14 protein-coding genes are annotated in these 15,694 nt (G+C 74.6%); 7 read left to right on the top strand and 7 right to left on the bottom strand.

Annotation, left to right across the window (positions count from 1 at the left end):
• Nucleotide 1: 1 nt before the first annotated feature.
• Both CFP66_RS09055 and CFP66_RS09050 read right to left on the bottom strand, forming a co-directional pair.
• Entirely contained in the window at nt 2-793 is a 792-nt protein-coding gene (locus CFP66_RS09055; RefSeq protein WP_094922120.1) for an MBL fold metallo-hydrolase, read from the bottom strand.
• Entirely contained in the window at nt 790-1,590 is an 801-nt protein-coding gene (locus CFP66_RS09050) for a hypothetical protein (protein WP_094922119.1), read from the bottom strand. Before CFP66_RS09050 ends, CFP66_RS09055 begins: the two co-directional genes overlap by 4 nt.
• Before the next feature lie 35 nt (nt 1,591-1,625).
• On the opposite strand from CFP66_RS09050, the gene CFP66_RS09045 reads away from it, so the two are divergent.
• Nucleotides 1,626-2,516 carry a Gfo/Idh/MocA family protein gene (locus CFP66_RS09045; RefSeq protein WP_094922117.1) on the top strand — a complete coding sequence of 297 codons (891 nt, stop codon included), beginning with the start codon at nt 1,626-1,628 and terminating at the stop codon, nt 2,514-2,516.
• Nucleotides 2,517-2,679: 163 nt separating this feature from the next.
• Here CFP66_RS09045 and CFP66_RS09040 read toward each other — a convergent pair whose 3' ends face one another.
• Genes CFP66_RS09040 through CFP66_RS48480 form a run of 4 tightly spaced genes read right to left on the bottom strand, consistent with a single transcriptional unit; the run spans nt 2,680 to nt 6,483 of the window.
• Nucleotides 2,680-5,244, bottom strand: coding sequence for a hypothetical protein (locus CFP66_RS09040; RefSeq protein ID WP_094922116.1), 2,565 nt, complete (start codon nt 5,242-5,244; stop codon nt 2,680-2,682).
• A 32-nt stretch (nt 5,245-5,276) separates the two neighbouring features.
• A complete protein-coding gene (locus CFP66_RS09035; RefSeq protein WP_094922114.1) occupies nt 5,277-5,843 on the bottom strand; it encodes a hypothetical protein in 567 nt (188 codons plus the stop codon).
• Nucleotides 5,840-6,313 carry a RidA family protein gene (locus CFP66_RS09030; protein ID WP_094922113.1) on the bottom strand — a complete coding sequence of 158 codons (474 nt, stop codon included), beginning with the start codon at nt 6,311-6,313 and terminating at the stop codon, nt 5,840-5,842. Before CFP66_RS09030 ends, CFP66_RS09035 begins: the two co-directional genes overlap by 4 nt.
• Entirely contained in the window at nt 6,310-6,483 is a 174-nt protein-coding gene (locus tag CFP66_RS48480; protein ID WP_094922111.1) for a hypothetical protein, read from the bottom strand. Before CFP66_RS48480 ends, CFP66_RS09030 begins: the two co-directional genes overlap by 4 nt.
• Before the next feature lie 71 nt (nt 6,484-6,554).
• Between CFP66_RS48480 and CFP66_RS09020 the strand changes: the two genes are divergently transcribed.
• The gene (locus CFP66_RS09020; RefSeq protein ID WP_094922110.1) at nt 6,555-7,580 is read left to right on the top strand and encodes an ArsA-related P-loop ATPase; all 1,026 of its coding nucleotides are present in this window, start codon (nt 6,555-6,557) and stop codon (nt 7,578-7,580) included.
• On the top strand, nt 7,577-8,728 hold the full coding sequence (locus tag CFP66_RS09015) for an ArsA family ATPase (RefSeq protein WP_094922107.1): 1,152 nt from the start codon (nt 7,577-7,579) through the stop codon (nt 8,726-8,728). Before CFP66_RS09020 ends, CFP66_RS09015 begins: the two co-directional genes overlap by 4 nt.
• A 117-nt stretch (nt 8,729-8,845) precedes the next feature.
• Here CFP66_RS09015 and CFP66_RS09010 read toward each other — a convergent pair whose 3' ends face one another.
• Nucleotides 8,846-9,202, bottom strand: a complete 357-nt coding sequence (locus tag CFP66_RS09010) for a WhiB family transcriptional regulator (protein ID WP_094922105.1) — start codon at nt 9,200-9,202, stop codon at nt 8,846-8,848.
• A 166-nt stretch (nt 9,203-9,368) separates the two neighbouring features.
• Between CFP66_RS09010 and CFP66_RS09005 the strand changes: the two genes are divergently transcribed.
• The 4 genes from CFP66_RS09005 (at nt 9,369) to CFP66_RS08990 (ending at nt 15,650) form a co-directional block, all read left to right on the top strand.
• Nucleotides 9,369-11,762: a penicillin-binding protein gene (locus tag CFP66_RS09005; RefSeq protein WP_233159245.1), complete on the top strand. Its 2,394-nt coding sequence runs from the start codon at nt 9,369-9,371 to the stop codon at nt 11,760-11,762.
• A 183-nt stretch (nt 11,763-11,945) separates the two neighbouring features.
• Nucleotides 11,946-12,290, top strand: coding sequence for a hypothetical protein (locus tag CFP66_RS09000; protein WP_094922103.1), 345 nt, complete (start codon nt 11,946-11,948; stop codon nt 12,288-12,290).
• 211 nt (nt 12,291-12,501) lie between these two features.
• A complete protein-coding gene (locus CFP66_RS08995) occupies nt 12,502-14,502 on the top strand; it encodes a bifunctional MFS transporter/dTMP kinase (protein ID WP_369804991.1) in 2,001 nt (666 codons plus the stop codon).
• Nucleotides 14,499-15,650, top strand: a complete 1,152-nt coding sequence (locus CFP66_RS08990) for a DNA polymerase III subunit delta' (protein ID WP_094922100.1) — start codon at nt 14,499-14,501, stop codon at nt 15,648-15,650. The genes CFP66_RS08995 and CFP66_RS08990 overlap by 4 nt, the downstream gene beginning before the upstream one ends.
• The last annotated feature ends 44 nt before the right edge of the window (nt 15,651-15,694 follow it).

Genomic DNA, 15,694 nt, shown 5'->3' with positions numbered 1-15,694 from the left:
GCTAGGCGGTGCCGCGCAGGTGCTCCAGCTGGGCCCGCACCGACAGCTCCGCCGCGGGCCACACCGCGCGGTCGACGTCGGCGTAGACGGTCTCGACCACCTGTCGTGGCGACGCCTCGGGCCCCAGCCGGGCCAGGGCCGCCCGGACCTGCTCCAGCCGCTCCGCGCGATGGGCGAGGTAGGCCCGGGCGACGGCGGGAGCGTCGGGCAGTTCGGGTCCGTGGCCGGGCAGCACGGCCGTGCCGGGTGCGAGGTCGGCGAGCCGGTGCAGCGAGTCGAGATAGGGCCCCAGCGCGCCGTCCGGGTGCGCGATCACGGTGGTGCCGCGCCCGAGGATCGTGTCGCCGGTGAGCACGACCGGATCCGCGTCCGGCCCGGTGAGCAGGAACGACAGCGAGTCCGACGTGTGGCCGGGGGTGGCCACCACGCGCAGCTGCACCCCGGACTCGGCCACGACGTCGCCGTCGGTGAGGGCCTCCGAACCGAGCACGAGCGAGGGGTCGAGGGCCCGCACCGGCGCCCCGGTGAGCTCGGCGAACCGGCGCGCACCGCCCGCGTGGTCGGGGTGGCGGTGGGTGAGCAGCACCAGTGCCACCGGTCCGTGCGCGGCCACGCGCTGCAGGTGCCCCTCGTCCTCCTCGCCCGGATCGACCACGACGCACGACCTCGTGCCGGGCGCCCGCAGCACCCAGGTGTTCGTGCCGTCCAGCGTCATCGGAGAGGGGTTCTCGGCGAGCAGCACCGCGGCCAGCGGGGTGACCGGTCGCAGGACGCCGTACGCGGGACGGGTCATGCGCGACGATCCGGGAAACCGGTGGCGGGCACGGTGGTCTCGTCGGGCAACACCGCGACGAGGAGGTCGCCCTCCTTGCGCACCCCCGGGACGATGGGGCGGATCTCGCGCCCGGCCGCTGCGGCGAGCACAGCGGTGCTGTCGGCGTGCTCGGCGATCTCCTGGAGCGTGTACGACGTCGGGGGCATCAGCTGCATCTCGCCCCGCCGCCAGTGCTCCAGCGCCTCGTCCGGGTGCCACCACGTGGCTTCGACCGCCTCGGTGGTGTGCGCGTCGGCCTCCTGCCCGTCGGGCACCAGCGCCGCGAAGAACGCGGTGTCGTAGCGCCGCGGAGGGCCGGGCGGGGTGATCCAGCGGGCCCAGGGGCGCAACAGGTCGGCACGCAGCGCCAGGCCGCACTCGGTCAGGACCTCGCCCAGCGTGCGGCGGCGGGCCACGAGGTCGTCCCGGTGCCGTCCCACACCGGCCGGTGCGTCGGGTCCGGCGAGCAGCACCCCGCACTCCTCGAACGTCTCACGCACCGCGGCGTGCACCAGCGCGCCGCCGAGTTCGGCGGGGAGGCCGAACCGGTCTCCCCACCACCGGGGGTCGGGCCCGGTCCAGCGCGCGGCCTCGGTGCGGTCGCCTGCGTCGACGCCACCGCCGGGGAACACCGTCATCCCACCGGCGAACGCCATCCCCGCGACACGGCGCTGCAGGAACACCTGCAGGGGTGTGCGTCCGGGGGGCGGCGCGGGATGGTCGCGCAGCAGCAGCACGGTCGCCGCCGGTCTGGGATCGACTGGCGGGGAGGGCACGCCTGCACACTAACCCGGACCGGCAGGATGTGCGCATGGATGGGCTGCGGGTGGGTCTGGTCGGCGGTGGGCCGTGGGCCCGCACGGTGCACGGTCCGGGGCTCGTCGCCCACCCCGCCACCGAGGTGGCGGCGGTGTGGACGCGCCGGCCGGAGGTCGCCCGTGAGCTGGTCGGCGAGTTCGGCGGCCGCGCGTTCGCCGATCTCGAGGTGTTCCTCGACGCCGTCGACGCGGTCGCCTTCGCCGTGCCGCCCCATGCGCAGGGCCGGCTGGCCCTGCACGCCGCGGCTGCGGGCAAGCACCTGATCTGCGAGAAGCCGCTCGCGGGCTCGGTCGCCGAGGCGCGGGCCGTGGCGGACGCGGTGGCGGCCGCCGGGGTCCACTCCACGATGGTGCTGACCATGCGGCACGCGCCCGGCGTCCGAGACTGGCTCGCCGGGATGCCCGAGGAACCGGCGGGCCCGGACACCGTCGCCTCGGCCCGCTGGCTCTCCGGCTCGCTGCTGGGTGGGCCCTACGCCACATCGTCCTGGCGCATGGAGCACGGCGCCCTGTTCGACATCGGTCCGCACGTCATCGACCTCCTCGACGCGGCCGTCGGGCCGGTCGTCGAGGTGGCGTGGGCGCGGCACGACGAACCCGACCTGTGGCGCTTCGGCCTCGTCCACGCCGGCGGGGCGCAGAGCACGGTCACGCTCTCGATGAGCCTGCCCGTGGACCCGTCGGACATCGAGTTCACGGTCCTCGGCGGGGCCGGGCGCCACCGGCTCGCGGGCCGCGGCGCGGACGCGGCCACCTGCTACGCCGCCCTGCTCGACGAGCTGGTGGCTGCGGTCGACGGCTCCGGCCCGCCCCCCGCGCTGGATGCCGCACGCGGCATGCGCGTCCAGGAGCTCGTCGAGGCCGTGCGCACCGCCGTCCGCTGATTCGGCCCTGCCGACGGGTGATCGTTGCGGCGCGTGCACCGTGGCGGTCGGAATCGTGCTGGTGTGCGGGTGGGAACGACCGCGGGTCGGGGTGGGCCCGTGGTCGTCCCGAGGCGTGCGTCGCGGGCGTCGACCGCCGCGAGGTCGGCCGGATGTGGGCAGGTCAGCCGGCGAGGTCGGGTGGTGTGCTGCGCCGGCTGCCGTTCGTCATGGGGCCGGCCCCGCGGGCGAGGTCGGGCCGCCGGGTGAGTCGCGGCTTGCGGCCCTCCACCAGCTCGGCCTGGAGCCGGGCCAACAGCTGCCGGTCGGCGTCGCTGAGCCGGGCGAGCGATTCGGGACGCAGGCCGAGTTCCGGCCGGTCGGTCCCGGGCCCCGGCCGGGTGGGGGTCCGGTCGCCGGTCGTGTCCCGGCGGTCGTTCGGGTGGTCGCGCCGGTCGGGCCCGTCGTCCACGCGCTCGGGCTGGTCGGTGCCGTCGTCGGCGTCCTCGGCGTGGTGCTCGTCGGAGTCGTGCTCGTCGGGGTCGTGCTCGTCGGGGTCGTGCTCGTCGAGGTCGTCGGCGTCGGAGTCGTCGGCGTCGGAGTCGTCGGCCGAACCCCGGCCGTCCTCGCCGCCGGTGCCCTCGGCGACGCCCTGGTCCCCGGCGAACCGGTGCCGGGGCGTCGGGCGCGGAGCAGGGTGGTCCGCTGGTTCCGCGTGCCCGTCGTCCTCGCCGGTGCTCCGCGGGTGCTGGCCGTTGCGGTCGGGCCGCTCGTCGAGAGCCGACGGCGCCATCGCCCAGGTGCCGGAGAGCCACTCCTGCGACCACTCGTCGTCGGGCTCCGGCTCGGGCTCCGGCTCGGGCTCCGGCTCGGCGGCGGGCGCCGGACGTCGCGCGTCCAGCCCGAGCGGGTCGTCGTGAACGGTGGGGTCCAGCAAGGGGTCGAGCAACGGCTGGTGCAGCGGCCCGTTGAGCGGGTCGCTCAACGAGTTGAACGCGGGCGTCTCGCGCCGCTCCGATGCGTCGAGCTTCCGAGGGGGGAGCTGCGCCCGGTCCGGTGTCGCGCCGAGCGCGGTGCCGGTGGGGCCTGCGTCCGGTGGCGGGTCCTGGTCCCGGTCGTCGTCGTCGAGACGGCGCACCGTGGGGCGGGGTTCGGTGACCGGCATGGGCCGAGGGGTCGGGTGCGGGCCGGTGCGCCGGACCAGCGGGATCGGAGGCGGGACCGGGGCGCGCGAGATCGGCATCACCGTCGGCCGTGGCCGGGTGGTGGGTGCCGGGCGAGGCCCAGGCCGGGTCTCGTCGCGCACCGGGACGGGACGGGGTGGCGCGAGCGGGTGCGGCGCCGGTGGTTCGGTGGGGGACTCGTCGCCGCGTGCGGGCGGTCGTTCCTCGTCGCGCCGGTCGTCGCGCCGGTCGTCGCGCCGGTCGTCGCGGATGTCGTCGGCGACGTCGTCCTCGCGCCAGTCGTCCTCGTCGTCGCGGTGGTTGTCGCGGTGGTCGAAGTCGTCGTCGTGGTCGGCGTACCCGTCGACACCGCGGAGGCGGCGGTCGTCGCGGGGCAGGACGGGGACGTCGGCCGGCCAGACGCTCCGGAGCTCGTCGCGGGAGTGCTCGTCCTGGTGGTAGCCGTTGCGGGACTCCCCGCGGTAGCCGTCGCCGAGATCATCGTGGTAGCCGTCGGGCCGGTCGTCGTGGCCCGTCCCGTCGCCGTCGGGCCTGCCGTCGGCGGCGGGGCCGTCCTCGTCCACGGTGCCGTTCCACTGCTCGCGGGGCGGCGTCATCGGGTCGTGCTCCGGGCCGGGTACCGGGTCGTCGTCCGCCGGCCCGCCAGCCGGAGGCCGGCCGTTCTGCCCCGCGAGGGGGAACCGGTCGAGCCGGTGCGTGCTGGCGACGTCGTCGACGAGCGGCCGGGGAGAGGGCGCGGGGGTGCGGCGGTGGTCGAGCGGCGCTTCCTCGCGGGGGTGTGGTGGCGCGGGCTCGGGGTCCCGCTGCCACGCCGGCGGCTCGTCGTCGGCCAGGGCCGGGGGCGCGGCGAGCACGTGCCGTTCCGGTGCCGGGCCCGGGGTGGGCCGCTGGACGGCCGCGCGCGTGGTGGTGGGGAGCACCGCGGTCGCCGCGGTGTCGTCCGTGGCCGCGGGCTGCAGCGGCTCGCCGTCGTCGCTGCGCAGCAGCACCGCGTTGTCCAGCGCCGCTGCGTGGTAGTCGGACAGCGGACCGTGCGCGGCGAGCACCTCGACCGAGCCGCTCGCGCCCGCCCGTTCGAGGGCCGCGGCGAGCTGGTAGGCGAGCACCTCGGCCGGCCGGGCGGTGCCCGGCAGCTGGACGAGGACGACGGGGTGCGGGAGCGGCCCGGGCGCGGTGCCCGCAGGGGTGACGCGGCGGGTGAGCAGGACCCGGCAGCCGGCGAGCGTGCGGGCCGGGAGGCCACGCAGGGTGGCGGCGACGGGGTCGTCGTCGTGGGGGGCGGTGAACCGGTGCTCGGTGCCGTCCTCGTCGCGGGGCGCCGGGAGCGCCGCCGCGGGACCCAGATCGGTGCGGGCCACCCGGGCCGCGGCGACGAGCGCCTCGCGCAGCGGGCCCGGCAGCACGGCGCGGGCGGCCACGAGGCTCGCCGTGAGCATCTCGACGGCCCGGGCGTCCTCCCCGACGGCCACGAGCTCGCGTGCCCAGTTCAGGAGGTCGTCGTCCACCCTGCCGGCCAGTGCCAGCAGCAGGTCGTGCGTCGTCCCCTGCGACGTCCGGTCCCCCATCTGGCCTCCTTCCGTCCCGTCGGCGGCTCCCCTCACGCGCCGACCAGCGCCGCGGATCTCCAGAGCGGCGCCGAACCGATGATGGCTGCCTGGTGGTACGCGGGGGGTTCTCCGTGCGGTGGGAGCACCTCCACGCACGGTGTGCGGTCGCCGTGGGCGCGCAGCAACCGTTGGAGCGTGCCCGCGAGCTCCCAGGGCCGCTCGGCGCCGAGCACGAGCACGACGCGCTGGCTGCCGCGCCAGCACTGGCGCAGTTCGACGCAGCCGGGGTGGGACCGGACGACGGCGAGCACGGCCAGGGCCGGGGTGTCGACGGTGCGGTCGCCCGGCCGGAAGGCCGCGGGCGGTTCGTGCGGCGCCGACGCGGGCAGGACGGCGTCGAGCAGCGGGTGGGTGGAGCCGACGGCCGCCTCGAGCAGGCCGCGTTCGTCGTCGGTGAGCCCGACGCGGTGACGCAGCAGCTCGCGCGGCACGGTGGCGCCGAGGACCTCGCGCCCGCCGTCGGCGAGCCAGTCGCGCATGCGCCACAGCAGCTCGTCCGGCAAGCGGCCGGCCAGGCGCAGCAGCAGCTCGTGGCAGGCCGCGTCGGGACCGGTCACGCGGTGCCCAGCTCGACGATCAGCTCCACCTCGACCGGTACCCCGAGCGGCAGCTCCGCGACGCCGACGGCGGACCGTGCGTGCAGGCCCGCCTCGCCGAAGACCTCACCGAGCAGGTCCGACGCACCGTTGATCACCTTCGGCTGACCGGTGAAGCCCGGCGCCGACGCGACGAAGCCGACGACCTTCACGATGCCGGCGACGGAGTCGATGCCCACGAGCGAGTGGACGGCCGCGAGCGCGTTGAGCGCGCACAGCCGGGCCATCCGGTAGGCCTCGTCGGCGTCGACCTCGGCGCCCACCTTGCCGAGCGCGGCCGGCTTCCCGTCGACGAACGGCACCTGGCCCGCGGTGAACACCAGCGAGCCGCTGCGGCGCGCCGGGATGTAGGCACCCGCGGGCGCGGGCACGGACGGGAGCGTGATGCCCAGCTCGGTGAGCCGCGCGCTGGGGGAGGTGGCCGCGCTCATCCGCGCACCGGCCGCTTGAACCACGCCACCAGCTGCTCCGGGTTGGCGGCGGCGGTGACGGCGACGAGCTCCCAGCCGTCGCGCCCGAAGTTGTTCAGGATCGCCTGGGTGTTGTGGATCAGGACCGGTGCGGTGAGGTACTCCCACCTGGTGACCTCGCCATTGCTCATGGAAAGTCACTGTAGCCAGCGCCTCACCCGCTCGGGCGGCCGGTCGGGCTCACCTTTCGTAATCTGGGACGGTGACGTCTTCCGGTTGGCCAGCAGCGCTGTCGGCCGCCCGCCTCCACGTCGTCTCGGGGAAGGGCGGCACGGGCAAGACCACCGTGGCCGCAGCCCTGGCGCTGGCGCTGGCCTCGGGTGGCAGGCGCACGCTCCTCGTCGAGGTGGAGGGGCGGCAGGGCATCGCGCAGCTGTTCGACACCGCCCCGTTGCCCTACGAGGAGCGCCGGATCGCCGTGGGGCCCGGTGGTGGGGAGGTCCGCGCGCTCGCCGTGGACGCGGAGGCAGCGCTGCTGGAGTACTTCGAGCTGTTCTACCGGCTGGGCATGGCCGGCCGGACGCTGCGCCGGATGGGGGCGATCGAGTTCGCCACCACCCTCGCGCCCGGCCTGCGCGACGTGCTGCTCACCGGCAAGGTCAAGGAGTGCGTCAACCGGCGCGACGCCGATGGCCGGCCCGTGTACGACGCCGTCGTCCTCGACGCTCCGCCGACCGGGCGTGTCCTGAGCTTCCTCGACGTCACCAAGGCGATGGCCGACCTCGCCCGCAGCGGGCCGATCCACAGCCAGGCGGAGGGCGTGGTGCAGGTGTTGCACTCGCCGCTCACCGCCGTGCACCTGGTGACGTTGCTGGAGGACCTGCCGGTCACCGAGACGCTCGAGACCGTCGACGAGCTCACCGAGGCGGGTTTCCCGACCGGCGCCGTGTTCGTCAACCGGGTGCGGCCGCAGTGGCTGCCGGAGCGCTCGGTGGCGGCCGCGGCGGGCGGGCGCGTCGACGCCGCCCGCATCCGGTCCGGCCTCGCGTCCGCGGGCCTCGACCTGCCGGCGGACGTGGTGGACGGGCTCGTGGCCGAGACGGTCGAGCACGCCGTGCGCGTGCACGGTGAGGCGGCGGCGCTCGGACGGCTCGAGGCGGCCACCGCGTTGCCGCGCCTCGAGCTGCCCCAGCTCGTGGAGGGGGTGGACCTCGGGTCGCTCTACGAGCTCGCCGAGACGCTGGCGATGCAGGGCGTCGGCGTGCAGGACGCCGAGGTGACCTCGTGAGCCCGCGCACGGCGCCCGCGCTGGAGATCGACGCCCTCCTCGACGACCCGCACACGCGCATCGTCGTGTGCTGTGGCTCCGGTGGCGTCGGCAAGACCACCACGTCGGCGGCGCTGGCGATCCGCGCGGCCGAGCGGGGCCGGCGCACGGTCGTGCTCACGATCGACCCGGCGCGGCGCCTCGCCCAGGCTCTGGGGCTGGAGGCCCTGGGCAACGACCCCGGTCGGGTGTCGGCGGCGGACGGTGATCTGCACGCGATGATGCTGGACATGCGCCGGACCTTCGACGAGATGGTCCACGCCCACGCCGAGCCCGACCGCGCCGAGGCGATCATCGCCAACCCCTTCTACCAGACCATCTCCACGTCGTTCTCCGGCACGCAGGAGTACATGGCGATGGAGAAGCTGGGGCAGCTCGCCGCCACCGGCGAGTGGGACCTCATCGTGGTGGACACGCCGCCGTCGCGTTCCGCTCTGGACTTCCTGGACGCCCCCCAGCGGATGTCGACCTTCCTGGACGGCCGGATGATCCGGTTGCTGTCGGCGCCCGCCCGTGCCGGCGGGCGGAGCCTGCGCAAGCTCGTGGGCGCGGGGTTCACGCTGTTCGCCAAGGCGGTGTCCAGCATCCTCGGCGGGCAGCTGCTGGCCGACGCCTCGGCGTTCGTGCAGGCCTTCGACACGATGTTCGGCGGGTTCCGGGAGCGGGCCGCCACCACATACGCCCTGCTGCGGGCGCCGGGCACGGCGTTCCTGGTGGTGGCCGCCCCCGAGCCGGACGCGCTGCGCGAGGCCGCCTACTTCGTCGACCGCCTCTCCGATGAGGAGATGCCGCTCGCCGGGTTGGTGCTCAACCGCACGCACCCGGTGCTCGCCGACCTCTCGGCCACCAAGGCCCGCGCGGCCGCCGACGAGGTGCGCGCAGCCCCGCTCGCCGCCGCCGTGCTGCGGCTGCACGCCGACCGCATGGACCTCGCCGAGCGCGAGGAACGCCTGCTCACCCGCTTCACGGGCGCCCATCCCGGCGTGGCCGTGGCGAGGGTGCCGGTGGTGGCGCGCGACGTCGCCGACCTCGACGGCCTCCGCGAGGTCGGCGAGCGGCTCGCCGACACCCGCGGGTCGGCTGCGGAGCCGCTGCGCAGCGCCCGCTAGGGGCGTGGGCGGCGAGAACCCTGACGTCGACCTGATCATGGAACGGGCGGCGATGATCAGCGAAGCCGTCGGTGACCCGGCTGACCTCGACGCCGTGCCGGCCGGCCCTGGAGGCTCTCAGGCCGATTCGTGCAGATCCGGCTCCTCCTCCTGCTCGTCCACGGCCGCGAGCTCGTCCGCCGTCTCCTCCGCCGAGGACGCGTAGTGCGCGGCGCGGGCGTCGTGCAGGAGGTCGTACCAGGACCGGACCTCCGGGCGGGCCCGCAGGAGCGCGCGGCGCTCACGCTCGGTCATCCCGCCCCAGACGCCGAACTCGATGCGCCGGTCCAGGGCGTGGGCGAGGCACTCGGTGCGCACCGGGCACGCCCGGCAGAACCCCCGCGCCTCACGCTGGCGTGCCCCCGTGACGAAGAGCCCGTCGGCGTCGGTCGTCCGGCACCGCGCGGCTGCTCGCCAGTTCCACCGCCCCGTCATGGTCGTCCTCCCCGGATCCCCGTACGCATGAACCCTGTGCTCGTCATGACCAGCACAGACGAATTCTGAGAGCGCGCGGTTCCATCGGAAACCGAGCAAAACTACTCAATCCGTGGACGGGTCACCCGCCCGGCGAAGGGGGGTCACCCGCGTACCCTGACGACCTGTGAGCTTCCCGCGCCATCTCGCCCGGCCGATCGGCCTGCTGCTCGGGCTCGGGCTCCTTGCCGGGATCGTCGTCGGGGGCATGGCCTTCCCGATCACCGCGGGACTCGGGCTGGTCGCCAGCGACACGGGCGACAGCGTCAACACCGTCTCCGCCGACCTCGTGGACGGTCCCCTGCCGCAGACCACCACCGTCACCGACTCGGCGGGCGCCCCCATCGCCCGGTTCTTCGAGCAGAACCAGAACCGTCATTCGGTCACGGCCGCCGAGATTTCCCCCGCGATGAAGGCCGCGATAGTGGCTGTCGAGGATCGGCGGTTCTACCAGCACCAAGGCGTCGACTGGCAGGGCACGCTGCGTGCGCTGGTCGCGAACTCCGCCTCCGGTGACGTCGTGCAGGGCGCGTCCACGCTCACCCAGCAGTACGTCAAGAACTACATGCTCTACGTCGCGGCGGAGACCGAGACGGAGCGGCTCAAGGCCACCGAGCAGACACCGGCGCGCAAGCTCAAGGAAGCGCAGATCGCGCTCCAGATGGAGCAGTCGCTGCCCAAGGACGAGATCCTCACCCGGTACCTGAACATCGTCTCGTTCGGCAACGGCGCGGCGGGTATCGCCTCGGCTGCGCGGCTGTACTTCAACACCACGCCCGACCAGCTCACCGTGCCGCAGGCGGCCCTGCTCGCCGGCATGGTCAACAGCACCTCGGCGTTCGACCCGGTGCGCAACCCGCAGGCGGCGACCGAGCGGCGCAACATCGTCATCCAGCAGATGCGCGACCAGCAGATGATCGACGAGGCGCAGGCGCAGGCCGCCTTCGCCACCCCGCTCGGCCTGGCCGACCCGCTCAACACACAGCCCAACGGCTGCAACGGCGCGGGTGACGCCGGCTTCTTCTGCAAGTACGTGGTCGAGTACCTGACCGAGGCGGGGTTCTCGCTCGAGCAGCTCAACCGCGGTGGTTACACGATCAAGAGCACCCTCGACCGCAACGTGCTGCAGCAGATGAAGACCGCACTCGACGCCGAGGTGCCCCCGGACCAGCCCAACGTCGCGAACGTCATGTCCTTGGTGGAGCCGGGCACCGAGAAGCACCGGGTCCTCGCGATGGGCTCGAGCCGCACCTTCGGGCTGGACGCCGAGGAGCTGGAGACGAGCTACGGACTGCCGTACGAGCCGGTCAACCTCGGTGCCGGCTCGGTCTACAAGGTCTTCACCTCCGCCACCGCGCTGGAGAAGGGGCTGGGCATCAACTACCAGCTCACGGTTCCGCCGAGCGGGTACGCCTCGCCGATCTACACCGACGGCGGCGGCCGCCCCCTCCCGGTGGCCAACTCCAGCGACAACTACGCGCCGCGGCTGAGCCTCACCGACGCTCTGGCGCAGTCGCCCAACACCGCGTTCATCAAGCTGGAGGAGTTCACCGGCGTCCCGCCGGTGGTGGACATGGCGGTCCGGCTGGGCATGCGCTCCCTGGCCACCACCCCGTTCGTCGACCCGGGCACCGGCCGGGCCACGGACCGCTCGATCGCCGAGGTCACCAAGGCCCAGAACCTCGCCTCGTTCACCCTCGGGGTGAGCCCGACGAGCGTCCTCGAACTGTCCAACGTCGGTGCTACCCTGTCCAGCGACGGCACCTGGTGCCCGCCCAGCCCGATCGAGTCGGTCACCGACTCGGAGGGCAACCCGGTTCCCATCACCGAGGCGCCGTGCGAGCAGGCGGTCGAGCCGGGGCTGGCCAACGCGATGGTCAACGCGCTCAGCAAGGACGACCTCCCCGGCGGCACGGCGGCCCGCGCGGCCGGTGAGGTCGGGTGGAACCGTCCGATGTCGGGCAAGACCGGTACCACCCAGCAGCACAAGTCGGCGGCGTTCCTGGGATTCGTGCCGCAGATGTCCGGCGCGGTGATCACGTTCGACAACTCGCGCGCCCCGCGCCCGCTCTGCGACAGCGGGGGCGCGCCCTTCGCCTGCCGCAGCGGCAACATCTTCGGTGGCAAGACCCCCGCGGAGACGTGGTTCGGCACGATGCAGTCGGTGCTCGCGAACCAGCCGGTGCTCCCGCTGCCCCCGGTGGAGGAGCGCTACCTGGAGGGCGGCGCGGAGTCGCGGGTGCCCGACGTGATCGGCGACCCGGAGAACGAGGCGCGTGGGGAGCTCGAACGGGCCGGTTGGGCCGTGTCCGCGCGCAGCGTCGACAACGCCGCCGAACGCGGCACCGTCGTGGGGCAGAACCCGAACGGCTCCGCCCTGCCCGGCGAGACGATCGAGCTCAGCGTCAGCAGTGGCACCGTGCCGCCACCTCCCGCCGCTCCCGGCGAGGACGACGACGGGGATGACGGGGACGGCGGCGATGGTGACGACGGGGACGACGGCGGCGGCGACGGCGACTGAGCGCCGGCGACACACGCGCATCGAGACCCCGACTCGCGGAAGGGGTGGCACCCCACCCACCCGCGAGTCGGAGTCTCGCCGTACGTGAGTCGCGCTGCGGGATCGACCGACGGTGGGATCGGCGCGGCGCGCGCTCCGCGTCCTCCCGGCATCGGACGGATCACCGATCTACCATGCGTCCCCGTGACGGTGGGGCCGGGTGATCGGCGGTTCGGCCGGGACGGCTCGGGCGCCGACGCCGCCGTCCCCGAGCCTCGGGCTGCGCCTGCCGGGGACGGGCCGCCGGGCGACGACGTCCGGGCGCCGGCGCCACCCCCTGTGGTGCCACGGCAGCGCCGCCCCGCCGTGCCATCCGACCGCCACGAGCTGCCGCCGCGTCCCCGGGTCGTCCCCGACCCGGCGATCCTCGGGTTGTCGCGCATCACCCGGGGCCGGGTCGGATCGCGGCTGTTCACGTTGTTCTTCGTGCTGGTGTTCACGGTGATCGTCGTGCAGATGGTGGCCGCGATCCTGGACCACCCGTGGTGAAACGCCCGCGCACCGGGTACCTGGAGGTCGTGCTGAGAGGCCACTGTGACTGGCTACCGCCCAGGTCCGGAGCCTGTCAGCACCGCCGACTACCCTGTCGGCGGACGGCGAGCCCGCGTCCGGCCTGAGCACCCGCTGGTACGCGGCCCGCCCGCCGAGGAGGTGAGGAGCGATCGCGCCCGAGCCCTCTCCATCCCGCAGCGCGGGGGAGGTGCCGCGGTTGTCCGCGCCCACCTCCCACCGGGTCCGCAGCGTGCTGGCCATCCCGGCGTTCCGGCGGCTGTGGCTGGTCACGTCCGTCGCGGGCATCTGCGACTGGATGAGCCTGCTCGCATTGTCCGCGCTCGCCACCCAGCTCACCAGCGGTTACACCGCGCAGAGCTTCGCGCTCGGCGGCGTGGTGGCCACCAAGCTGCTGCCCGCGCTGGTGCTGGGGCCGTTGGCCGGCGCGCTCGCCGACAAGTTCGACCGCCGCCGGGTCATGGTGGTGTGCGACCTGCTGCGGTTCGTCCTCTTCGTGTCCATCCCGCTCGTCGGATCGCTGTGGTGGCTGTTCATCGCCACCTTCCTGATCGAGATCTGCGCGCTGTTCTGGATCCCGTCGAAGGACGCGTCGGTGCCGAACCTGCTGCGCAGGCCCGACCAGGTCGAGACGGCCAACCAGCTCAACCTGGTGATGACCTACGGCGTCGCTGTGATCACGGCGTCCGGCCTGTTCACGGTGTTGTCCAGCGTCGGTGGGTTCTTCGGGGGCGCGGATTCGGCGTTGCCCACCGTGTTCCTCGCGCTGGTGCTCAGCGGGGTGGCGTACCTGATCATCGCGCTCACCGTGCTCTTCCGGATCCCGGAGATCTCCGGACGCGCCACCGAGCAGCGCGCCGCCGCGCCGGGCCTGCTCGCGCTGCTCCGTGACGGCGCCACGTTCGTCGTGCGCACCCCGCTCATCCGCGGGCTGGTCATCGGCATCATCGGCGCGTTCGCCGCCGGCGGCACCGTGGTCGGATCCGCCACCCTGTACGCGGCCAGCCTCGGTGGCGGCAACGCGGCGTACGGGGTGCTGTTCGCGTCGGTGTTCATCGGGCTCGCGCTGGGCATGGGCGCGGCGCCGCGGATGGCCCGCCGGATCCCGCACAACCGCCTTTTCGGGGCGGCGATCGTCGCGGCCGGCGTCGCGCTCGTGCTGGTGGCGGTGAGCCCGCACCTGTTCGTGGCCATCGGCGCGGTGATGCTGGTCGGCGGGTTCGCCGGTATCGCGTTCCTCACCGGCCTCACGATCATCGGCTTGCAGGTGGCCGACGAGATCCGCGGCCGGATCGTCGCGTTCGTGCAGTCCATCGTGCGGCTCACGCTGCTCGGCTCGATGGCGCTGGTCCCGGTCATCGTCGGCCTCGTGAGCGCCCGCCGCGTCGACGTCTTCGGCTACCCGTTCCTGATCGACGGCACCCGGGTCGTGATGCTCGCCGGTGGTGCGGTGGCCTCCGTCGTGGGGATGTTGGCCTACCGGCAGATGGACGACCGGCGCACCGAACCGATCCTGCCCGACCTGCTGGCGGCGCTGCGGCGTGGCGAGCCGCGCCAGGGTGCGGGCGTGCTGATCGCCGTGGAGGGCGCTCCCGCGGAGGAGACCACCGAGCAGGCCGCGCGGCTGGCCGAGCGGTTGCGCGCGGCGGGCTACCCGGTCGTCGTGCCCGACGGCGGCCAGCGCGACCGGGAGCGCTGGAGCGCCGCCACCCGGGAGGCGGCGCTGTCCGGGGCGCGTGCGAAGGCGCTGGCCGCCGCGGCCGTGCGGGCCGACCAGGTCGAGCGGGTGATCCGCCCGGCGCTGGTGCAGGGCGCGGTGGTGGTCGTCGACCGCTTCCTGGTCAGCCCGCTGGTGCAGTTCGGCGTGGCGGCGGGCGGGCACGTCGAGCTCGACACCGGCGAGCTGGAGAACCTCGCGGCGTGGGCCACCGGCCGGTTGCGGCCGGACGTGTCCGTGCTGCTGGACAGGGCACCGTCGGATGCCGCGCCGCGAACGGTCGGCGTGGCCGGGGAGGAACACGTGCGGGTGCAGCGCCTGCTCACGCGGATGGCGGCCGCGGAGCCGCACCGCTACGTCGTCGTCGACGCCGACGGCTCGCCCGACGAGGTGGCCGAGCGCGTCTTCCGCGGGCTGGCACCGGTGCTGCCCGAGCCGGCGCAGCGGCCGGCCGACGCGGAGGTGGCGCCGTGACGGTCTGGGACGAGGTGGTCGGCCAGCCCGCTGCCGTCGCGGAGCTGAGCGCGGCAGCGTCCGACCCGTCCGCGATGACCCACGCGTGGCTGTTCACCGGGCCGCCCGGCTCCGGTCGCTCCGTGGCCGCCCGCGCCTTCGCCGCGGCACTGCAGTGCCCGCAGCACGGGTGCGGCGAGTGCAGCACGTGCCACACCGTGATGGCGGGCACCCACTCCGACGTGCGCGAGGTCGTGCCCGAGGGGCTGTCGATCTCGGTGAAGTCGATGCGGCAGCTGGTGCAGCAGGCGGCCCGCCGCCCGGCCACCGGCCGCTACCAGATCCTGATCATCACCGACGCCGACCGGCTCACCGAGAACGCGGCCAACGCGCTGCTGAAGTCGATCGAGGAGCCGCCGGAGCAGACGATCTTCCTGCTGTGCGCTCCGTCCGACCACCCCGAGGACGTGTCGGTCACCATCCGGTCCCGGTGCCGGCCGGTCCCGCTGCGCACGCCGGCGGCGCCTGCCATCGCCGACGTGCTGGTCCGCCGCGACGGGATCGATCCCGAGACCGCGAGCTGGGCCGCGTCCGTCTCGGGCGGGCACGTGGGCCGGGCCCGGAGGCTCGCCCGCGACGACGCCGCCCGCTCCCACCGCGAGCTGGTGCTGGGCCTGCCGCTGCGGGTGCGCACGCTGGGCGACGCGTTCTCCTACGCGGGCGACCTGGTCCGCGACGCGAAGTCGGAGGCGGGCGAGCTGAGCGAGAGCCGTGACGCCGCGGAGCGCGAGGAGCTCGCGGTCGCGATGGGAGCCGGCGGCACCGGCAAGGGCGTGGCGGCCGCCGCGCGCGGGGCCCGGGCCGCGGAGCGCGACCTGGAGCGCCAGCAGAAGTCGCGCAACACCCGCACCCAGCGCGATGCGCTGGACCGCGCGCTCGTCGACCTGGCGGGGTTCCTGCGCGACGCGCTGGTCGTCGGCAGCGGGGCGCAGGTGCCGCTCACCCATCCCGACCGGGAGGCCGACACGCGCCGCGCCGCCACGGACTGGAAGCCGGAGTCGGTGCTGCGCCGGTTGGAGGCCGTGCTGGCGTGCCGCACGGCCCTGGACCAGAACGTGAAGCCGGAGATCGCGGTCGAGGCGATGATGAGCGCGTTGCAGCGCGGCTGAGCGTCGCGGGAGGCAGGGTTCGTCGGCGCCGTCCGGCAGAATCG

It is taken from the genome of Pseudonocardia sp. MH-G8 (genome assembly GCF_002262885.1).
Taxonomy (GTDB): Bacteria; Actinomycetota; Actinomycetes; order Mycobacteriales; family Pseudonocardiaceae; genus Pseudonocardia.
This window is presented reverse-complemented; position numbering and strand designations above follow the sequence as displayed.

Excerpts from the sequence above, each read along its gene's own strand:
- CFP66_RS09055 (WP_094922120.1), bottom strand. The coding sequence starts at position 793 with ATGACCCGTCCCGCGTACGGCGTCCTGCGACCGGTCACCCCGCTGGCC.
- CFP66_RS09045 (WP_094922117.1), top strand. The coding sequence starts at position 1,626 with ATGGATGGGCTGCGGGTGGGTCTGGTCGGCGGTGGGCCGTGGGCCCGC.
- CFP66_RS09040 (WP_094922116.1), bottom strand. The coding sequence starts at position 5,244 with ATGGGGGACCGGACGTCGCAGGGGACGACGCACGACCTGCTGCTGGCA.
- CFP66_RS09030 (WP_094922113.1), bottom strand. The coding sequence starts at position 6,313 with ATGAGCGCGGCCACCTCCCCCAGCGCGCGGCTCACCGAGCTGGGCATC.
- CFP66_RS48480 (WP_094922111.1), bottom strand. The coding sequence starts at position 6,483 with ATGAGCAATGGCGAGGTCACCAGGTGGGAGTACCTCACCGCACCGGTC.
- CFP66_RS09010 (WP_094922105.1), bottom strand. The coding sequence starts at position 9,202 with ATGACGGGGCGGTGGAACTGGCGAGCAGCCGCGCGGTGCCGGACGACC.